6 protein-coding genes are annotated in these 18,077 nt (G+C 64.6%); 3 read left to right on the top strand and 3 right to left on the bottom strand.

Going from position 1 to position 18,077, the window contains the following annotated elements; all coding sequences use genetic code 11:
• Positions 1-155: 155 nt before the first annotated feature.
• The 3 genes from SPR01S_RS18210 to SPR01S_RS18195 form a co-directional block, all read right to left on the bottom strand.
• A complete protein-coding gene (locus SPR01S_RS18210) occupies positions 156-1,481 on the bottom strand; it encodes an LPXTG cell wall anchor domain-containing protein (RefSeq protein WP_157082341.1) in 1,326 nt (441 codons plus the stop codon).
• Between the two features lie 95 nt (positions 1,482-1,576).
• Complete coding sequence (locus tag SPR01S_RS18200) at positions 1,577-3,511, bottom strand: CocE/NonD family hydrolase (RefSeq protein WP_066592173.1); 1,935 nt, start codon at positions 3,509-3,511, stop codon at positions 1,577-1,579.
• Between the two features lie 378 nt (positions 3,512-3,889).
• Complete coding sequence (locus tag SPR01S_RS18195) at positions 3,890-5,242, bottom strand: hypothetical protein (protein ID WP_066592169.1); 1,353 nt, start codon at positions 5,240-5,242, stop codon at positions 3,890-3,892.
• A gap of 468 nt (positions 5,243-5,710) precedes the next feature.
• On the opposite strand from SPR01S_RS18195, the gene rpoB reads away from it, so the two are divergent.
• The 3 genes from rpoB to SPR01S_RS18180 form a co-directional block, all read left to right on the top strand.
• On the top strand, positions 5,711-9,862 hold the full coding sequence (rpoB, locus tag SPR01S_RS18190) for a DNA-directed RNA polymerase subunit beta (protein WP_066592166.1): 4,152 nt from the start codon (positions 5,711-5,713) through the stop codon (positions 9,860-9,862).
• A gap of 121 nt (positions 9,863-9,983) precedes the next feature.
• The gene (gene rpoC, locus SPR01S_RS18185) at positions 9,984-14,258 is read left to right on the top strand and encodes a DNA-directed RNA polymerase subunit beta' (RefSeq protein ID WP_066592163.1); all 4,275 of its coding nucleotides are present in this window, start codon (positions 9,984-9,986) and stop codon (positions 14,256-14,258) included.
• Between the two features lie 186 nt (positions 14,259-14,444).
• Positions 14,445-18,077, top strand: a 3,633-nt coding sequence (locus SPR01S_RS18180) for a beta strand repeat-containing protein (protein ID WP_066592161.1), incomplete at its 3' end; no start/stop codon positions are given.

Raw genomic sequence — 18,077 nt, 5'->3', positions numbered from 1 at the left:
CGGGGTAAAAACGCGTCACTGAAACATCACGCCTCCCCGGCGAAGGCCGGGGCCCAGTCGCAATAGATTCTCGGCGGCGGGATGCCATCGCGAGTTATCGAATCTGGGCCCCGGCCTTCGCCGGGGAGGCGTCTATCGCTTGGAGAACTCGCGAATTACGCCACCCGGCGCTCAGCCACCTTCGGGTGCATGCGCGGTTCGCCGTCGAGGCGGAAAGGCGCGAGTTTGGCCCCTTCCCCGCGGTTGATGCCGATCATGTGCGCCGCAGTCGCCACACCCGGCGCGCCGACATTCTCTCCCCAGCGATATTCGGCCTTCATCGCCAGCACCGGCACGAACCACGGCTTGCCGTCGATCGTCATCACGTTGAGGTCGGCGCGCGGCAGCATCGCGGTGCCGGACAGCTCGACCTGGCTGCCGGCATGGATCTCGAACGGCGCGAGCACCGGCTGTTCGACCGGGTTGGCGAAGATCGTCTGCAGATCGGCCGCCTGACGCGCGCTGGCGCTGGTCATATAGATGCCGAAGCGGACCTCACGCGCATCGCCGCGGCCGGTGTTGCGGATGACGATGCGATATTCGATCGCCGCGCTCATCGACGGGTCGGTGCCGGCGCGCTGCGGGATCAGGACGATCTCCAGCTCAGGCTTCAATTCCTCGAGCGAACGAACGAGGGCTTGCGGCGCGCGGACCGTGACCAGGCCGGCGGGGAGCGGCGGCGCGGGCGGTTGCGGCGCCGGCTGGAGCCCCTCCGCGATGCGCCGCAGCGGAACGGTGAGCAGGCCGGACGGCGCCGCAGGCTCGGGCGCAGGCGAAGGTGCCGGTATCGGAGCCGGTGCGGGCGCCGGCGCGCGGGGAGCCGGGCGTGGGGCCGCGACGGGCGGCGCGATCGGGGCGGCCACCTCCTCCTCGTAATAATCCTCGTCGCGGCGGCGCCGGCCGAACAGGAACCAGCCACCGGCGAGCAAGGCCAGGATCGCCACGACGATCGCGACCAGCGTTCCAGAGGACCAGCCGCTCGACGGCTGTTCGGCGGGCCCAGGGGCGGCTGCGGTCGGAAGCGGGCTCGGCACCGGCTCGAGTGTCGCGGTCGCGATTGGGGTCGGCGCGGCCGTGGTGACGGGCGGAGTTGCCGTGGTCGGCGCCGGCGTCGGCGTCGCTTTCGGTGCGGGCGTGCCGGCCCGCGGCGTCGCGCGCGGTGTCGGGGTGGCCGTCGGCGTCGCGTTGCTGGGCCGCGTCGTCGTGACCGGCGGCGTCACGGTCTTGCTGGGCGCCGGCGCGGGAGTCGGCGCGAAGGTCGGGATCGGCGTAGGCCGGCTGAACGGCGCGACGATCGGCCCCGATGGCGGCGGCGTCGGAGTCGGCTTGGGCTTGGGCGGAAGGGTGAAGCCGCCGAGATCGGGGATGGACTGCGGAGGCGTGCTGCCGGTCGACTGCGCAGCCGCGATCCCCGGCAGCACCGCCGCCCCCGCGAGCAACATGCCCGCGCGCCTCAACACTCCAAAACCCCTCATCGAACCCATCAATTGCACGATCTAGCTGAACCTCCGCCGACCAAGCGGCGAAAAAAGCTCCCCTAGCGCATCAATTGCGGCGGCGCGAGCGGCACGACCGGCAGCCACACCGCGCTCGGCGTCTTTCCGCCACGCATGATCGTCACCGTCGCCTTCTGATAGTCCGACTTCTTCGCGTAGAAGATGTTGGGGACGTATTTCTGCGGGTTGCGGTCATAGAGCGGGAACAGCGTCGACTGCACCTGGATCATGATGCGGTGGCCGGGCTGGAACACGTGGTTCACCGCGGGCAGGCGGAACTTGTATTCCTGCACCTTGCCGGCCGGGATCGGCGACGGGTTGGAGAAGCTGTCGCGATAGCGGCCACGGAAGATGTCCAGGCTGATCGCCAGCTGATAGCCACCCATCTTGGGATCGGTCGCATTCTCGGCCGGGAAGACGTCGATCACCTTGACCACGAAGTCGCCGTCGGTGCCGGTCGTCTTGGCGAACAGGTCGGCCATCGGCACGCCCGAGACGCGGACGGGCTGGTCGAGCACCGGGCTCTCATAGCTCAACACGTCGGGGCGGCCGTCATACGAACGCTGGTCCTGGACCAGCCAGTCGCCCCAGCGGCCGTCGTTGAAATTGACCGGACGCGGCAAATGCGGGACCGGCTTGGCGGGATCGGAGACATAGCTGTCGCCGCCCTCCCCACCCTTGTCGAAGCCCAGGCCGTCGTCACCCTGCATGTAGATCGGCTTTAGCGGCGACGGGCAGCCGATTTCGCACGCCAGCGGCCAGGCGTTGAATCGGTCCCAATGGTTCTCGCCGGTATTGTAGATCGTCGCCGCGGGCACGCTGACCGCGGGACCGTCTTTCAGATACTGGTTGAAGAACGGCAGGATCATGTCCTCGCGATATTGCGCGGCGGTGTCGCCGTTCCACTTGAACGGGCCGAGCTCATAGCCGACGCGGTTGATCTGGCTGTGCCGCCACGGGCCCATCACGATGAAGTTGTTGCCGGCCTTGCCCGCCTTCACCAGCGCCTCATAGCTGTGGATCGCGCCCCACATGTCTTCCTGGTCCCACAGCCCCTGTTCCCAGATCGTCGGCACGTCGGACGGATTCTTGGCGAGCAGCTTGTCGAGCGCCTGGTCCGACCAGAATTCGTCATAGGCCGGGTGCATCGACATGCGGTTCCAATAGGGCAATTGGTCGTAACCCGACTTCTTTGCCCAGTCGCCGGCCGAGCCGACCTCGCGGAAATTGTCGTAGTCGTCGTAACCGCCGGTCGGCGGCGCCTTGCCCGCGCCCTTGTATCCGGTCTGCGCGCCAAGCCAGGCGATGTTGGCGAGGCGGAAGGCGCCGTAATGGAACCAGTCGTCGCCCATCCAGCCGTCGACCATCGGGCTTTGCGGCGCCGCGACCTTGAGCGCGGGGTGCGGGTGGAGCAGCGCCATCACGACGGTCAGCCCTTCATAGGACGATCCGATCATCCCGACCTTGCCGTTCGATTGCGGCAGGTTCGCCTTGTTCACCAGCCAATCGATCGTGTCATAGGCATCGGTCGTGTGGTCGACCTTCGTGTCGTTGAGCGGACCGACCGGCGGACGCGTCGTGACATAGCCGCCTTCCGATCCGTATTTGCCGCGAATGTCCTGATAGACGCGAATATAGCCGTTCTTGACGAAGATCTCGTCGGCCAGCGGCAGCGTGTTGAGCATCGACGCGCTGTCGGCGCGCTTGGCGCGGCCGGCGGCATTGTAGGGCGTCCGGGTCAGCACGATCGGCGCGTTGGTCGCGTTTTTGGGGATGACGATGACGGTGTAGAGCTTGGTCCCGTCGCGCATCGGGATCATGACTTCGCGCTTGATGTAATCGGCGTTGGCGTCGACCGGCGGGGTGAACTTTTCCGGGATGTCGGTGCCGTTGGGCGGCCATATCGGTGCCTTCTGCGCGAGCGCCGGAGTGAATGCGAGAGCGACCAGAGGCAACAACGCCAGCTTCTTCATCATGCGACCGAGTCTCCTTGGGAGGGTTGCAGCGTCCTAGGACGCTACGGCAGCGCGATGCAATGGGGGCCTATCGAAGTCGCTGTCCGATTGCAAAGTACGGCCGTACGTCGGCGCCGCGCGACTGCGACACGGTCGAGCAGAAATCCTCCCCGGAACGGGGAGGGGGACCAAGACGCGAAGCGGCTTGGTGGAGGGGTCCCACGATAACCAGTTCAACCGAGGAGGCTGGCGCATCGCAGGCCCCCTCCACCACGCGGCTGGCGCCGCGCGGTCCCCCTCCCCGTTCCGGGGAGGAATTTGGCCCGTCGCGCGCCCTCCCCCAACAAAAACGCCCGCCCCGGGAGGTCCGGGACGGGCGCCTGAGAGCCTGAGGGAGCGTCAGGCGTGTTGCGGTTCGCCGCGCAGTTCGGCGCCGACATTGTCGTGCATCGACGCGCGGCTGAGTTCGAGCGGCTCGAGGCCCGGGCCGCCTTCTTCCGGCGTCACGCCGACCACGAACGAAGCGGAGGTGCGGCCTTCGCTGCCGTCTTCGAGCGTATAGCGCGCATCGGCGACGATGATCGGCCGGATCGCATCGGGCAGGTTCTCGCCCATGTCCGACTTGAGCAGCGCCAGCGTGGCGTCGATCCGCTTGCCCTCGCCGGGATTGATCGTGACCGGGTCGGTAGTGCCGTCGGCCGGCGGGTTGACCAGCAGGCGCTCCATCTCCGACCCGTTCGGATCGCTCGACAACAGGAAGGTCGAGATGCGGACGTCACGGGCGGGCGCCGATCCGGCATTGCCGACGGTCAATTCGATCTCGACCAAGGCTTCGTCGACATTGGTGCCGGCGCGGACCGGGCGCATGGCGAATTCGAGCCAGGGGCGCTCGGCCACCGGCGCGGTGCCGGCGGTGAGCTGGGCCACTTCGTCGGCCGGCGGCGTCGACATCTCGACCGCGTCGGGCGCGGCAACGATCGGCTCGACCGCCGCTGCAGCGGACACCGGAGCCGCGCGGCGCAGATATTCGGGCTCCTTACGCGGCTCGGCCTTGGCCACCGGCATCGGCTCGATCACCGGAGTAGCGACCACCGGCTCGGGCTGCGGCTCGACATACGTGTCTTCGACATAGGCCGGCTCATACTCGTCCTCGCGACGACGGCCACGCATGGCGAGCGCGGCGCCGAGAATGACCGCCAGCAGCGCGATGCCGCCGGCGACCCAGGCCCAGAGCGGGACTTCGGTCGTGGTTGTATTGGATTGGGTCGACGTGGTGTCGGCGGCAGGCGCCGCGGGTTCGGTGGCCGGCGCGGCGGCAGGCGCGGTAGTTGGAGCGGAAGCGGTGGTGTCCGCGGGCGGCGTCACCGGTGCCGGCGCGGGGGCGGCGGCCTGTGGCGCCGGAGCGGGCGCCGCCGCAGGAGCAGAAGCCGGAGCCGATCGCGCCGCCGAGGCGGTCCGCGTATGCGTCACCGTCCGCGTGGTCCGCGTCGCGGTGCGGGTCGTTGCACGCGGCGCCGGCGTCGCGGCAGGTTCGTCGGCGGCTGTCGTCGCCGACGGTGTGCCATCGGGCACGGTACGCACGACCGGCGGGATCGACACGGTCGCGCTGGCCGGCGGCGTGACGATCGCCGGCTGTGCGGGTGTCGTCTGCGGCGTGGTATCCTGCGCGAATACGGGGGTTGAGACGAGCGCTGTGGCGACCAGCAGGGGCGCCAGTGCGCGGGCTTTGCGGGGGGCAAATTGCTGTTTCATGACGCTGCCAAAATGAGTGGAACCCGCCCCCGGTTCCTCGTTTCGTCGCCGTCCGGTCGAGATGATTTTCGCGACGAGTCGAGCAACCCACTGACTCCTCAGCAAAAATAGGGACAATTTCGTACATACTTTGAAGCTTACACCGCCACGGCACTGAGCATCGACCTGCAGGACGAGGAGAATGTAACCGTCCGCGATGCCTCCATTGTGGCTCCGAAAAAATGCGGCGGAGCGTTTGACACTCTCCAACACGCTACCTATATCGCGCTCCTCACCACAGCTTTCGGGAAATGACACGGCGTCGCGCACCGGGTCGATCGAATTGGAAGCTGTCGGTTCACACGACGCTGGAAGCTGCCCGTCCACGGCCGGAAACGGAAGTTGGATGCGCGGCTTTTTTGCGTCGCGATGCGTGCCCGCCTCGGGGATCCGGGGCACGAATTTTAAGCTGACGAGGCAAACACCCACATGGCGACCAAAGCGATCGAAGGCACCGCGAAGCGGCGCATCCGCAAGGTTTTCGGCAACATCCACGAAGTGGTGCAGATGCCGAACCTGATCGAGGTTCAGCGCGAATCCTACGAACAGTTCCTGCGCAGCGATCCGTCGATCGGCTACGTCTCCGGTCTCGAAAAGACCCTGCGCTCGGTCTTCCCGATCCGCGACTTCGCCGGCACCGCCGAGCTCGACTTCGTCAATTACGAGCTCGAGCCGCCGAAGTTCGACACTGACGAATGCCGCCAGCGCGGCATCACTTATGCGGCGCCGATGCGCGTTACGTTGCGCCTGATCGTGTTCGAGGTGGATCCGGATACGGAAGCCCGCTCGGTGCTCGATATCAAGGAGCAGGACGTCTACATGGGCGACATGCCGCTCATGACCGAGAACGGCACCTTCATCGTCAATGGCACCGAGCGCGTCATCGTCAGCCAGATGCACCGTTCGCCGGGCGTGTTGTTCGACCATGACCGCGGCAAGACCCATGCCTCGGGCAAGTATCTGTTCGCGGCGCGCGTGATTCCGTATCGCGGCTCGTGGCTCGATTTCGAGTTCGATGCCAAGGACATCGTCAACGTCCGTATCGACCGCAAGCGCAAGCTGCCGGTCACCGCGCTTCTCTATGCGCTGGGCCTGACGTCCGAGGACATCCTCAACTATTTCTACAACCGCGTGACGTTCGTCCGCGGCCCGAACGGCTGGCAGATTCCGTTCCAGCCGGAGAATTGGCGCGGCGCCAAGCCGATGTTCGACATCGTCGACGCCAAGTCGGGCGAAGTGATCTTCCCCGCCGGCCAGAAGGTCAGCCCGCGCGCCGCCAACAAGGCGCAGAAGGACGGCCTCGAGACGCTGCTGATCCCGACCGAGGAAATCTTCGGCCGCTATTCGGCGTACGATCTGATCAACGAAGCGACCGGCGAGATCTATATCGAGGCGGGCGACGAGTTCGCGCCTGAGAATCTCGAAAAGCTGGACGCCGCCGGGATCGACCGCGTCGAGCTGCTCGACATCGACCATGTCTCGACCGGGCCGTGGATCCGCAACACGCTCAAGGCGGACAAGGCCGAGGAGCGCGAGCAGGCGCTGTCCGACATCTATCGCGTCATGCGCCCCGGCGAACCGCCGACGCTTGAGACTGCGGAGTCGCTGTTCGCCGGTCTGTTCTTCGATCCGGAGCGCTATGACCTGTCGGCCGTCGGCCGCGTCAAGCTCAACATGCGCCTCGACCTCGATGCCGAGGACACGGTCACGACGCTCCGGACCGAGGACATCCTCGCGGTGGTCAAGACGCTGGTCGACCTGAAGGACGGCAAGGGCGAGATCGACGATATCGACAATCTCGGCAACCGCCGCGTGCGTTCGGTCGGCGAGCTGCTCGAGAACCAGTATCGCGTCGGCCTGTTGCGCATGGAGCGTGCGGTCAAGGAGCGGATGTCGTCGGTCGACGTGTCGACCGTGATGCCGAACGACCTGATCAACGCCAAGCCCGCGGTTGCCGCGGTGCGCGAGTTCTTCGGTTCGTCGCAGCTGTCGCAGTTCATGGACCAGACCAACCCGCTCTCCGAAGTGACGCACAAGCGTCGCGTCTCGGCGCTCGGGCCGGGCGGCCTCACCCGCGAGCGCGCGGGCTTCGAGGTCCGCGACGTCCATCCGACGCATTATGGCCGCATCTGCCCGATCGAAACGCCGGAAGGCCCGAACATCGGTCTGATCAACAGCCTGGCGTCGTTCAGCCGCGTCAACAAATACGGCTTCATCGAAACGCCGTACCGCAAGGTCATCGACAATAAGGTGACCAGCGAAGTCGTCTATCTGTCGGCGATGGAAGAGGCCAAGCACACGATCGCGCAGGCCAACGCCGAAACCGATGCCGACGGCAAGCTGACCGAGGAGCTGGTCTCCGCGCGTCAGGCCGGCGAATTCCTGATGGCGCTGCCTGAGAACATCACGCTGATGGACGTGAGCCCCAAGCAGCTCGTGTCGGTCGCGGCGTCGCTCATTCCGTTCCTGGAAAACGACGACGCCAACCGCGCGCTGATGGGATCGAACATGCAGCGCCAGGCGGTGCCGCTGGTCCGTGCCGAGGCGCCGTTCGTCGGCACCGGCATGGAAGAGACGGTGGCGCGGGACTCGGGTGCGGCGATTGCCGCCAAGCGTGCCGGCATCGTCGACCAGGTCGACGCCACCCGTATCGTCATCCGGGCCACTGGAGAGGTCGAAGCCGGCAAGTCCGGCGTCGACATCTACACGCTGATGAAGTTCCAGCGCTCGAACCAGAACACCTGCATCAACCAGCGTCCGCTGGTGAAGGTGGGTGACGTGGTCAACACCGGCGATGTCATCGCCGACGGCCCGTCGACCGAGTTCGGCGAGCTGGCGCTCGGCCGCAACGCGCTCGTCGCGTTCATGCCGTGGAACGGCTACAATTACGAGGACTCGATCCTCATCAGCGAGCGTATTGTCAAGGACGACGTCTTCACCTCGATCCATATCGAGGAATTCGAAGTCATGGCCCGCGACACCAAGCTCGGGCCGGAAGACATCACCCGCGACATCCCGAACGTCGGCGAGGAAGCGCTGCGCAACCTCGACGAAGCGGGCATCGTCTATATCGGTGCCGAGGTCGAGCCGGGCGACATCCTGGTCGGCAAGATCACGCCGAAGGGCGAAAGCCCGATGACGCCGGAAGAAAAGCTCCTCCGCGCGATCTTCGGTGAGAAGGCGTCGGACGTTCGTGACACCTCGCTGCGGCTGCCCCCGGGCGTCGCCGGCACGGTGGTCGAAGTCCGCGTGTTCAATCGCCACGGCATCGACAAGGACGAGCGCGCGATGGCGATCGAGCGCGAGGAGATCGAGCGCCTGAAGAAGGACTCGGACGACGAGCGCACGATCCTCAACCGTGCGACCTGGTCGCGCCTGCGCGAGATGCTGATCGGTCAGGTCGCCACGGCGACGCCGAAGGGCCTCAAGAAGGGTGCCGAGATCGATCAGGACCTGCTCGACAGCGTCGACCGCCACGAATGGTGGAAGTTCGCGGTCCAGGACGACAAGGTCCAGTCGGACCTCGAAGCGGTCAAGGGCCAGTATGATGACGCGGTGAAGCTCATCAAGGACAAGTTCGAGGACCGCCGCGAGAAGCTCGAGCGCGGTGACGAACTGCCGCCTGGCGTGCTCAAGATGGTCAAGGTCTTCGTCGCGGTTAAGCGCAAGCTGCAGCCGGGCGACAAGATGGCCGGCCGTCACGGCAACAAGGGCGTCATCAGCCGCATCCTGCCGCAGGAAGACATGCCGTTCCTGGCGGACGGCACGCCGGTCGACCTGGTGCTCAACCCGCTTGGCGTGCCGTCGCGCATGAACGTCGGGCAGATCTTCGAGACCCATCTGGGCTGGGCCGCGCGCGGTCTGGGTCAGCAGGTCGCGCAGGCGCTGGAAGATTGGCGTGACGCCAATCCGAACGCCGAGCCGGGCGCGATGCCCGACGCGGTCAAGGAGCGCCTCAAGACGATCTATGGCGAGCATTATGTCGCCGATCTCGACGCTCGCAGTGGCACAGAGATCATCGAACTGGCGCAGAACCTGAAGCCCGGCGTCCCGATGGGCACTCCGGTGTTCGACGGCGCGCACGAAGGCGACGTGTCGGCGATGCTGGAACTGGCGGGTCTCGACCCGTCGGGTCAGTCGGACCTGTTCGACGGACGCACCGGCGACAAGTTCGACCGCAAGGTGACCGTGGGCATCATCTACATGCTGAAGCTCCACCACCTGGTCGACGACAAGATCCACGCTCGCTCGATCGGCCCCTACTCGCTCGTCACCCAGCAGCCGCTGGGCGGCAAGGCGCAGTTCGGCGGCCAGCGCTTCGGCGAAATGGAGGTCTGGGCGCTCCAGGCGTACGGTGCCGCCTACACGCTGCAGGAGATGTTGACGGTGAAGTCGGACGACGTCGTCGGACGCACCAAGGTCTATGAGGCGATCGTCAAGGGTGACGACACGTTCGAGGCCGGCATCCCGGAGAGCTTCAACGTGCTCGTCAAGGAAATGCGCTCGCTGGGTCTCAACGTCGAACTCAAGAACGACGAGCCCGGGGTGGATTCGGACGGCGTGGCGATCGCCGCGGAATGACTCTTCTCCCCTCCCGCTTGCGGGAGGGGTCGGGGGAGGGCTTGTCGGCAAGGCCCCTCCTCGTAGTGACATGCCCTCCCCTAACCCCTCCCGCTCGCGGGAGGGGAATTGGAGCTAGAAAATGAACGAACTGACCAATTTCGCGAACCCGGTCGCCAAGCCGGAGACCTTCGACCAGATCCAGATCGGGATCGCGTCGCCGGATCGTATCCGCTCGTGGAGCTTCGGCGAGATCAAGAAGCCCGAGACGATCAATTATCGCACGTTCAAGCCCGAGCGTGACGGCCTGTTCTGCGCGCGGATCTTCGGTCCGATCAAGGATTACGAATGCCTGTGCGGCAAGTACAAGCGCATGAAGTACAAGGGCATCGTCTGCGAGAAGTGCGGCGTCGAAGTCACCGTCTCGAAGGTTCGCCGCGAGCGGATGGGCCATATCGAGCTCGCCGCCCCGGTTGCGCACATCTGGTTCCTGAAGTCGCTGCCGTCGCGCATCGGCCTGCTGCTCGACATGCAGCTCAAGCAGCTCGAGCGCGTGCTGTACTTCGAAGCCTATATCGTGATCGAGCCGGGCGTGACCCCGCTCGAGCGCTTCCAGCTGCTGACCGAGGACGAGCTCCTCGAGGCGCAGGACGAATATGGTGAGGACGCCTTCACCGCCGGCATCGGCGCCGAGGCGGTCCGCATCATGCTCGAGCAGCTCGATCTCGAAGGCGAGCGCGAGCAGCTGCTGCAGGAACTCGCGACGACCAAGTCCGAGCTGAAGCCCAAGAAGATCATCAAGCGGCTGAAGGTCGTCGAGAGCTTCATCGATTCGGGCAACCGCCCCGAATGGATGATCCTCGAAGTCGTGCCGGTCATCCCGCCCGAACTGCGCCCGCTGGTGCCGCTGGACGGCGGCCGCTTCGCGACGTCGGATCTGAACGATCTCTATCGGCGCGTGATCAACCGCAACAACCGCCTCAAGCGGCTGATGGAGCTGCGCGCGCCGGACATCATCGTCCGCAACGAAAAGCGTATGCTGCAGGAAGCGGTCGACGCCCTGTTCGACAACGGCCGCCGCGGCCGCACGATCACCGGTGCGAACAAGCGTCCGCTGAAATCGCTGTCCGACATGCTCAAGGGCAAGCAGGGCCGCTTCCGTCAGAACCTGCTCGGCAAGCGAGTCGACTATTCAGGCCGTTCGGTCATCGTGACCGGTCCAGAGCTCAAGCTGCACCAGTGCGGCCTGCCGAAGAAGATGGCGCTCGAACTGTTCAAGCCGTTCATCTACGCGCGCCTCGACGCCAAGGGTCTGTCGATGACCCTGAAGCAGGCCAAGAAGTGGGTCGAGAAGGAGCGCAAGGAAGTCTGGGACATCCTGGACGAAGTGATCCGCGAGCACCCGGTTCTCCTGAACCGCGCGCCGACGCTTCACCGTCTGGGCATCCAGGCGTTCGAGCCGGTGCTGATCGAGGGCAAGGCGATCCAGCTCCACCCGCTGGTCTGCTCGGCGTTCAACGCCGACTTCGACGGCGACCAGATGGCCGTGCACGTCCCGCTGAGCCTCGAGGCCCAGCTGGAAGCACGCGTCCTGATGATGTCGACCAACAACATCCTGTCGCCGGCCAACGGCAAGCCGATCATCGTGCCGTCGCAGGACATGGTGCTCGGTCTCTATTACCTGTCGATGCTCAAGGAGAATGAGCCCGGCGAAGGCATGCTGCTGGCCGACATGGCCGAAGTGCACCAGGCCCTCGAAGCCGGCGCCGTCACGCTGCACACCAAGGTCATCAGCCGCGTCCCGCAGACCGATGAGGAAGGCAAGACCTACCTCAAGCGCTACGAGACGACGCCGGGCCGCATGCTGCTCGGCGAGTGCCTGCCCAAGTCGCACAAGGTGCCGTTCGACACCGTCAATCGCCTGCTGACCAAGAAGGACGTCGGCGACGTGATCGACGAGGTCTATCGTCACACCGGCCAGAAGGAGACCGTGCTGTTCGCCGACGCGATCATGGCGTTGGGCTTCAAGCACGCGTTCAAGGCCGGTATCTCGTTCGGCAAGGATGACATGATCATCGCGCCGGACAAGGACAAGCTGGTCGACGAGACCCGCGAGCAGGTGAAGGACTTCGAGCAGCAATATCAGGACGGCCTGATCACGCAGCAGGAGAAGTACAACAAGGTGATCGACGCCTGGTCGCGCTGCGGTGATCAGGTCGCCAACTCGATGATGAACGAGATCAAGGCGGTGAAGAAGGATCCGGTGACGGGTCGTGAAATGCCGATCAACTCGATCTACATGATGGCGCACTCGGGTGCCCGCGGTTCGCAGGCGCAGATCAAGCAGCTCGCCGGTATGCGCGGGCTCATGGCGAAGCCGAGCGGTGAAATCATCGAGACCCCGATCATCTCGAACTTCAAGGAAGGCCTGACCGTCCTCGAATACTTCAACTCGACCCACGGCGCCCGCAAGGGCCTCGCGGACACCGCGTTGAAGACCGCCAATTCGGGCTACCTCACTCGCCGCCTGGTCGACGTGTCGCAGGACTGCGTCGTCATGGAGGAGGATTGCGGTACCGAGCGGGCGCTCGAGATGCGCGCGATCCTGCAGGGCGGCTCGACCATCGCGTCGCTCGGCGAGCGCATCCTGGGCCGCACCACGGCCGAGGATGTGGTCGACAAGGACGGCACGGTGATCATCCCGTCGGGCACGCTGCTCGACGAGGCGGCGGTCGCGAAGATCGAAGCCACCGGCATCCAGGGGATGAAGATCCGCTCGCCGCTGGTCTGCGAAGCCAAGATCGGCGTCTGCGGCAAGTGCTACGGGCGTGACCTCGCCCGCGGTACCCCGGTGAATATCGGCGAAGCGGTCGGCGTTATCGCGGCGCAGTCGATCGGCGAGCCGGGCACCCAGCTGACCATGCGTACGTTCCACATCGGTGGCGCGGCGCAGCTCAACGAAACGTCCAACCTGGAAGCGCATGCCGACGGTACGGTCGAATTCCGCGACCTGCGTCTGATTGTCGACCAGCGTGGCCGCCGCGTGGTGCTGAGCCGCTCGGGCGAGATCGCGATCAAGGACATGGACGGCCGCGAGCTGTCGGTCGATCGCATCCCGTACGGTGCGTACGTCATGTTCGACGATGGCCACATCGTCAGCAAGGGCGACCGCATGGCCGAGTGGGATCCGTTCACCATGCCGCTGATCACCGAGACCGGCGGTACGGTGAAGTATCAGGACCTCATCGAAGGCAAGACGCTCACCGAACAGGCCGACGAAGCGACGGGCATCACCCAGCGCGTCGTCACCGAGTATCGCGCCGCGACCAAGTCGAAGGAGGATCTGCGTCCGCGCATGACCCTGACCGGCGTCGATGCCAACGAAGCCGCGCGCTACATGTTGGCGCCGGGTGCGGTGCTGTCGGTCGATGACAATGCCACCGTCCAGGCCGGTGACGTGCTTGCCCGTGTCGCTCGCGAGTCCGCCAAGACCCGCGACATCACCGGCGGTCTGCCGCGCGTCGCCGAGCTGTTCGAAGCCCGCAAGCCCAAGGAAAACGCGATCATCGCGAAGGTCTCGGGCCGCGTCGTGTTCGGCAAGGACTACAAGGCCAAGCGCAAGATCGGGATCCAGCCCGAGGACGGCGGCGAGGTCGTGGAGTATCTGATCCCGAAGTCGAAGGTGATCGACGTCCAGGAAGGCGACTACGTCAAGCGTGGCGACAACCTAATCGGTGGCTCGCCCGATCCGCACGACATTCTCGAGGTGCTCGGCATCGAGCCGCTCGCGGAATATCTCGTGTCGGAAATCCAGGAAGTCTATCGACTCCAGGGCGTGAAGATCAACGACAAGCACATCGAGGTGATCGTTCGCCAGATGCTGCAGAAGGTCGAGATCACCGACGGCGGCGACACCACCCTGCTCGCCGGCGAACAGGTCGACCGCACCGAGATGGACGAGACCAACGAGAAGCTCGCCCCCGGCCAGCAGCCCGCCCAGGGCAAGCCGGTTCTGCTCGGCATCACCAAGGCGTCGCTGCAGACCCGCAGCTTCATCTCGGCGGCGTCGTTCCAGGAGACCACCCGCGTCCTCACCGAGGCGGCGGTCCAGGGCAAGCAGGACACGCTGATCGGCCTCAAGGAGAACGTCATCGTCGGCCGCCTCATCCCCGCCGGTACCGGTGCGGGCATGAATCGCCTGCGCGTGGCGGCCTCCAGCCGCGACGCTGCGCTCCGCGTCCAGCAGCGTGCGCTGCAGGAAGTGCTGATCGCGCCGAACTCGGCCGCGGAAGAGCGTGCCGCGGAACTGGCGCGTGACGTCCGCGACGACACCGGCAGCGATGCGCTGGCGCGTGTCGCGCCGAGCGGCCACGGCACCGACGCGGATGCCGGCGAGTATCTGAACGAGAGCGAATAAGCTTCTCGTCCGACACTAACTGTTGACTGAAAAAGCCGCCGTCCGGAGCGATCCGGGCGGCGGTTTTTTGTTGCCAAAACGAGGATTTCCGCCCGCTATGGCTTCAAAAATCATCTATCTAGAGCAGCATAGGCCGTGATATCCGTGTGGATGAATCAAGCGGACTCGGTATATTTTGGGGGGATTATGGCAAATCTGGTAGCGATTGTGCAGCCGCAAGACAGTTTCAGCGGCGGCCCGGGAGACGACACCTATACCGGAACTCCAGGCGCTGACACGATCAACGGCAATGGCGGTAACGATACGTTGAACGGCGGCGCCGGCGGGGACACGATCGACGGCGGCGACGGTTACGACACTCTATCCTCGGCAGGTAGCCCCGGAAACTGGCAGCACTCCTATTATTATTACGATCCGATCGTCCCAACGCTCGATATCGGTACGGAGGTCGATACCATTCGTGGGGGTGCAGGGTACGACATGATCTTCGCCGGCTACGGCGACAACGTAGACGGCGGGGCCGACGGTGCGGCGTTGCTGATCGGGTTCCAGGGGGCCACGAGCGGCGTCACCGTCAATTTCGACGCTTTGAACAATAATGGCTCGCTAACCATCGGTGGCGGGACGATCACCAACATCAGCAGCGTCCAGTTCGTCGATGGCAGCAATTTCGCCGATACGATCACCGGGAGCAGTTTCGGTTATGCGTCGCCTGACATCCGCGGCCTAGGCGGCAACGATCATCTTATCGCAGGCTATTACAACAGCAACCTGTATGGGGGAGACGGCGACGATACGCTCGACTCCGGGAGCAGTTCGTATGGCGGCTACTTCTACGGCGAAGCGGGAAACGACACCTTTCACGGCAATTCCAGCATCTACGCCTTTGGTGGCGACGGCAACGACGTCTATTATGGCGGCGGGAACTTCAAGGGCGGAGCCGGCTCCGATACCCTAATAGTCGGGGCCACCTATGAATCGGCGTCCGCCAATGGCGGCGCCGGCAACGACACGCTCACCGGCGGCGGCGGCCAGGACAACATTTTCGGCGGTACCGGGGCGGACGTCATTCACGGAGGCGACGCCAACGACCTGCTTTTTTCTGCCGGAACAGAATCCAGCTATGCGAATGGCGGCAGCTCGCCAGACACACTGGATACCGGCAGCGAGCATGACCGTGTCTATGGTGATGCGGGCGACGATTATATCTCGGTCGGATATGGCGACGACGCCGACGGTGGCACTGGCACCAACACCCTGGTTCTAACCCTAACCGGTGCCTCGACCGGTGTCACCGTAGACGGTAACGCGATTCTCGCCGGCGGCCAGACCATCGGCGGCGGCACGGTGTCCAATTTTCAGCGCATCGAACAGGTAACGGGTTCGGCCTTCGCGGACACGATCACCATGCCCACGCAGGACTATCAACGGACCGTCTATGGCGGAGGTGGCAACGATCATCTGACCGCCGGCGACAGTTCGGTCATCTTCTATGGCGATGACGGAAACGACACGATCGTCGGAAGTACTGTCGGCGATATATTGTACGGCGGCGCCGGGGCGGACTCGATTTCGGCACGCGACGGCGACGACATGATCTACCTGCAGCTGGGCGACGTCGCCGCGGGCGAAAACATCGATGGCGGCAACGGCAACGACACCGTGTCGGTTTCCTACGCCTATCCCCAGGCCTTTGTCGATTTGACCGGCGTCACCTTCTCCAACGTGGAGAATCTGGTGGCCGGCACGCTCGCGATGACCACGGCGCAGCTTTCGGCATTCAAGTCGATCCAGACCGCTTCAATCAACCTAACGACCGGCGGTAATATCTCATTCGCCGGCGACGTATTCAGCGTGGAGGGGACGGTGGCCTTCGCAAACGTCGCCACAACGTTCGACCTAACCGGCGCAACGCGTCCCTATGCCGCTCAGACGACCACTTTTCAGGGCGGCAGCGCCGCCGATATCATCACCACGATCGATGGCAATGACATCATTAACGGCGGCGGAGGCGACGACGTCATCAACGCCGGTGGCGGCAATGACTCGCTGACTGGCGGTACCGGGCGCGACACGCTGCACGGGGGCGACGGAAACGACAGCATCACGGTGACCGCCGCGGATTACGCTTCGGGCGAGGTCTATGACGGCGGCACCGGCAACGATTCGCTTTTCCTGAGCGGCGTGGACATTTCCACTTCGACGGTTATGTCGATTGAGACGCTAGGCGTAGGCTACAATACCGCCGTTTCGATGACTGCTTCGCAGTTCCAGGGCTTTTCTCACATCGTGACCCCAGGATATAGTGGTTACGTTTCCGAAACCATCAATTTGACGACGGGTGGATCCATCGCGTTCGCTGGAAGCGGTGACGTACTCATTCTCAATCTGGCAGCCGCTGGTACGACGATCGACCTGTCGGGTGCCAGTATCCTCGGCGCTACAGTCAACGGCAATATCGGCAATGACACGATCATTGGTGGTGGAACCAATGATATCCTCAACGGTGGGGACGGCAACGACCGCCTTGATGGTCGGGGCGGCTACGATGTCATGATCGGCGGCGCGGGTGACGATACCTACATTGTCGACAACGCCAACGATCAAGTCACAGAGAACGCCAATGGCGGAAATGACACGATCGAAAGTTCTGTCACGATTATTGCGCCCATTGCTGCCAATGTGGAAACGCTGAAGCTCACCGGAAGTGCGGCGATCAACGCGACTGGCGATGACTTAGCCAACACGATCATCGGCAATTCGGGCGCCAACCATCTCTATGGCAATGGCGGCAACGACCGCCTGATTGGTGGCGACGGCGCCGATTTCCTGGATGGCGGCGCCGGGATCGACTTGGCTGATTACCACACCGAGACCGCGGGCGTGACCGTACGGCTGGGTTTGACCGACACCGCGATCGGCACGGCCACGGGCGGTGATCAACTGCGCGGGATCGAGAATGTCACCGGTACCGACTTCGCGGATGTGCTGATCGGCGGCAATGGCGACAACATACTGGTCGGCGGCGGCGGGGACGATCGGCTGGAAGGCGGCCTGGGCAACGATCAGCTGATCGGAGGCACTGGCGCGGACATTATGGTCGGTGGCGTGGGCGATGACCTGTACCGTGTCGACCAGCAGGGCGACGTAGTGCTCGAGAATGCCGGCGAGGGCACCGACGCGGTGATCTCGACGGCGAACTATTATCTTTACGCCAACGTCGAGAACCTGGCCCTGGCGGCGGGCGCCGGCAACATTTTCGGCGTCGGCAATGAGCTCGACAACATCATCACCGGCAATGAGGGCGACAACCTCCTGCTGGGAGGCGGTGGAGCGGACACCATCCATGGCGGTGTCGGCAACGACACCATCTACGGCGAGGACGGCAACGATCAGCTTTACGGCGATGCTGGCAACGATGTGGTGGTTGGCGGCGCGGGCGACGACGTGATCGACGGCGGCGTGGGTACCGACCAGCTCCATGGCGGCACCGGCAACGACGTCTTCTATGTCGACCAGCAAAGCGACGTAGTGTTCGAGAATGCCGGTGAAGGCACCGACACGGTGGTCTCCACCTCGAACTTCTATCTCTACGCCAACGTCGAGAACCTGACCCTGGCGGCGGGTGCGGGCAGCATTTTCGGCGTCGGCAATGAGCTGGCCAACACCATCACCGGCAATGAGGGCGACAATCTCCTGCTGGCCGGTGCGGGAGCCGACATCGTCCATGGCGGCGCGGGTGCCGATACCATCTATGGCGATGACGGCAACGATCAGCTGTTCGGTGACGCCGGCAACGATGTGGTGGTTGGCGGTGCT

Origin of the sequence: Sphingomonas pruni NBRC 15498, from assembly GCF_001598455.1 — a bacterium.
Taxonomy (GTDB): Bacteria; Pseudomonadota; Alphaproteobacteria; order Sphingomonadales; family Sphingomonadaceae; genus Sphingomonas; species Sphingomonas pruni.
This window is presented reverse-complemented; position numbering and strand designations above follow the sequence as displayed.

Coding starts and splice junctions, on each gene's coding strand:
- SPR01S_RS18200 (WP_066592173.1), bottom strand. CDS start 3,511: ATGATGAAGAAGCTGGCGTTGTTGCCTCTGGTCGCTCTCGCATTCACT.
- SPR01S_RS18210 (WP_157082341.1), bottom strand. CDS start 1,481: ATGTTGCTCGCGGGGGCGGCGGTGCTGCCGGGGATCGCGGCTGCGCAG.
- rpoB (WP_066592166.1), top strand. CDS start 5,711: ATGGCGACCAAAGCGATCGAAGGCACCGCGAAGCGGCGCATCCGCAAG.
- rpoC (WP_066592163.1), top strand. CDS start 9,984: ATGAACGAACTGACCAATTTCGCGAACCCGGTCGCCAAGCCGGAGACC.
- SPR01S_RS18195 (WP_066592169.1), bottom strand. CDS start 5,242: ATGAAACAGCAATTTGCCCCCCGCAAAGCCCGCGCACTGGCGCCCCTG.